Annotated in this window: 3 protein-coding genes; 1 reads left to right on the top strand and 2 read right to left on the bottom strand. The window is 68.5% G+C overall.

What is annotated here, in order from left to right; all coding sequences use genetic code 11:
- A partial coding sequence (locus tag ACWC5O_RS45260) for an ABC transporter substrate-binding protein (protein WP_450781367.1) occupies window positions 1-671 on the bottom strand: 671 nt, incomplete at its 3' end.
- A 535-nt stretch (window positions 672-1,206) separates the two neighbouring features.
- Here ACWC5O_RS45260 and ACWC5O_RS45255 point away from each other — a divergent pair.
- Window positions 1,207-2,019, top strand: coding sequence for a carbohydrate kinase family protein (locus tag ACWC5O_RS45255; protein ID WP_450592527.1), 813 nt, complete (start codon window positions 1,207-1,209; stop codon window positions 2,017-2,019).
- 57 nt (window positions 2,020-2,076) lie between these two features.
- On the opposite strand, the gene ACWC5O_RS45250 is transcribed toward ACWC5O_RS45255, so the two are convergent.
- The coding region (locus ACWC5O_RS45250) for an ATP-binding protein (protein ID WP_450781365.1) at window positions 2,077-2,578 on the bottom strand (502 nt) is incomplete at its 5' end.

Raw genomic sequence — 2,578 nt, 5'->3', positions numbered from 1 at the left:
CCGAAGGTGTTGACCACGCTGGTCAACGGCGCCCCCAGCTCACCCCAGCCCGCCAGGCCGCGCAGGCAGATGCCCCTCATCCCCGGCTGCGCACCGTCGGCCTTCGCCGCCAGGTCGGCCACCTGCTGCCAGGTCGGATGCTCCGGCATCTTCAGGCCCTTCTGGGCGAACACGTCCTTGCGGTACATGAGGAATGACGACTCGCCGTAGAACGGCAGGGCGTAGAGCTTGCCGTCCGAACCGGACACCGACTGCACCATCGGCTTGAGCAGGTCGCCCTCGTCGAAGCTCTTGTCCTGGTCGGCGTAGGAGCTGAGTTCGTGCAGCCAGCCGTTCTTGTACCAGATGGGCACCTCATAGGCGCCGATGGTGGCGACGTCGTACTGCCCGGCTTTGGTGGCGATGTCCTGGGTGACCTTGTCGCGCAGCTCGTTCTCGGGCAGCACCGTGAAGTTCACCTTGATGCCGGTTTCCTTCGTGAAGGTGCTCCGCGTCAGCTTCGCGATGTCCTCCATCTGCGGATTGCCGACCATCAGCACGTTGATGCTCTTGCCGTCCGACGACGAGCCACCGGCCCCGGCTCCGGAGCAGGCGGTGGCGAGCAGGGCGGTGGTGGCGGCACAGGCCATCAGGGCATATCTCGTCGATCGGGTGAAGCGCGTCGGACGCATGACGGGGACCTCTCGTGCGGGTGGATCGGAAAACTGCCGGTGAGCACTCATGGCGGCACGGCTTGTGGGTGCAACCGCTCAGCGAGGGCTCTCGTCGTGACGTCGACCGAGGCTCGGCTGAGGAAGACGGATGCCTCCCCGGGTGTGGGGTGTGGCATCGATGGCGGAATTATTAGCAGCGTACTGCGCCGTTGTTAACACATCTTGCGAGAAATATTTTAGCGATACATCGTCTCGTCGTCCCGTAGAGGCGAGACGTCTCCGTTTCGCTTTCCGTCGCCGCTGACGCGGCCACCAGCAGTTCAGCGCCCGGGCCCGGCGTTCCACCCCCAGCCACCCACCGCCCACCTTGCCGCCGCTTCCGAGGAATCCCGCATGAGACTCAGCCCGACCCCCGCAGGACACGCCGTCGTCGTTGCCGGGGACGCACTGGTCGACCCCACCCCCGCCCGGACGACCACCGGCGACATGGCATACCAGCCTCACCGGGAGGCTCCTGCCTCAACGTCGCGGCTGGCCTCGGCTGCCCGCCAGCTTGCTCACACGCATCTCCGACGACCACTTCGGCGACCTGCTGCGCGCCCACCTCGCAGAATCCGGCACTCTGCTGACTCATGTACTGGCCACCTCCGACCCGACCACCCTGGCTGCCGTCCGGCTGCGCGACAACGGATCCGCCGCCTACTCCTTCCACGCGAACGGTGGGGCCTACCGCGGCCTGCGGCCTGAGCACCTCGCCACCCTGCCGGACGCCGGCCGGCTGCCCGAAGGGGCGGCCCTGCACGTCCGCTCGCTTGGTCTGGTGCTGGAACCTCTCGCCTCGACTCTCGACGGACTGCTGCGCCTGGAGGCGGAGCACAGGCTGGTGAGCCTCGATCCGAACGTGCGACCAGAGCTGATCAGCGACCGCTCTCGCTATCTCCGGCGACTCGCCGAATGGACAGAGTTCGCCGACGTCGTCAAGGTGAGCGAAGAGGATTTGGCCTGGCTCTGCCCGGGGCAGCCGTACGAGCTGGTGGCCGAGCGCTGGCTGGAGTCCGGAGTGAAGTGCGTCCTTGTCACGCTGGGTGCGCGGGGCGCCTGGGGTGCGGGGCGCAAGGCTCGCGCGCACATGTCCGCCCCGAAGGTCGAGGTGGTCGACACGGTCGGGGCGGGCGACGCCTTTACCGCGGGCGCGCTCGCCCATCTGCACTGGACCGATCGACTCAGCCCACGAGGTGTCGCGGAACTGAGCGACGGCGAACTCGCCCGCCTGCTTGCATACGCCGTCGGAGTCGCAGCCGACACCTGCACGCGGGCGGGTGCTCAACCGCCGTTCCACCGCGACGGCGCGCCGATCCCTGCGTAGTCGGCCGCGCGCTGCTTCCGACACCGCCTGCGTCCCGCTCATCCGGCGGCCCGGGACTCAGTCTGCTCCCGGGCCGCGGGGTGTGACAGCGATGCGGGCCAGGATCCAGGTGCCATGGTCGCCGTGGTGCAGGTCGACCCGGGTGGACAGGGCGTGCACGATGTCGAGACCGCGGCCGCGCTCATCCGGGTCGTCGTCCGCGGGACGCCGATGAGCCGGAGCAGGTTCTCCGTGATCGCCTACGACGATGCCCAGAGTGCCCTGGGTGAGGACCATGTGCAGGAACATCTCGCTTCGCCCGTGGACAGCGGCGTTCGCAGCCAGTTCTCCCACGATCAGCAGGGCCGAATCCTGTTCGTCGACGGACAGCTGCCAGCGCGAGAGCACCGCGCCGGCGGCACGTCGCAGGCAGCCGACCAGCATCTCGTGCGCGGGAAGCATGAACCGGGCCTCGACGGGATCGCGCCGAACCAGGGTCCGGGGGCCGGGGAGGGGCGTGTCGTTCCGTGGTGCGCTGAGCGCGGAGACCGACGTGATCGACGGTGCGGTGTGGGGAGAC

It is taken from the genome of Streptomyces sp. NPDC001450 (assembly GCF_053597295.1).
This window is presented reverse-complemented; position numbering and strand designations above follow the sequence as displayed.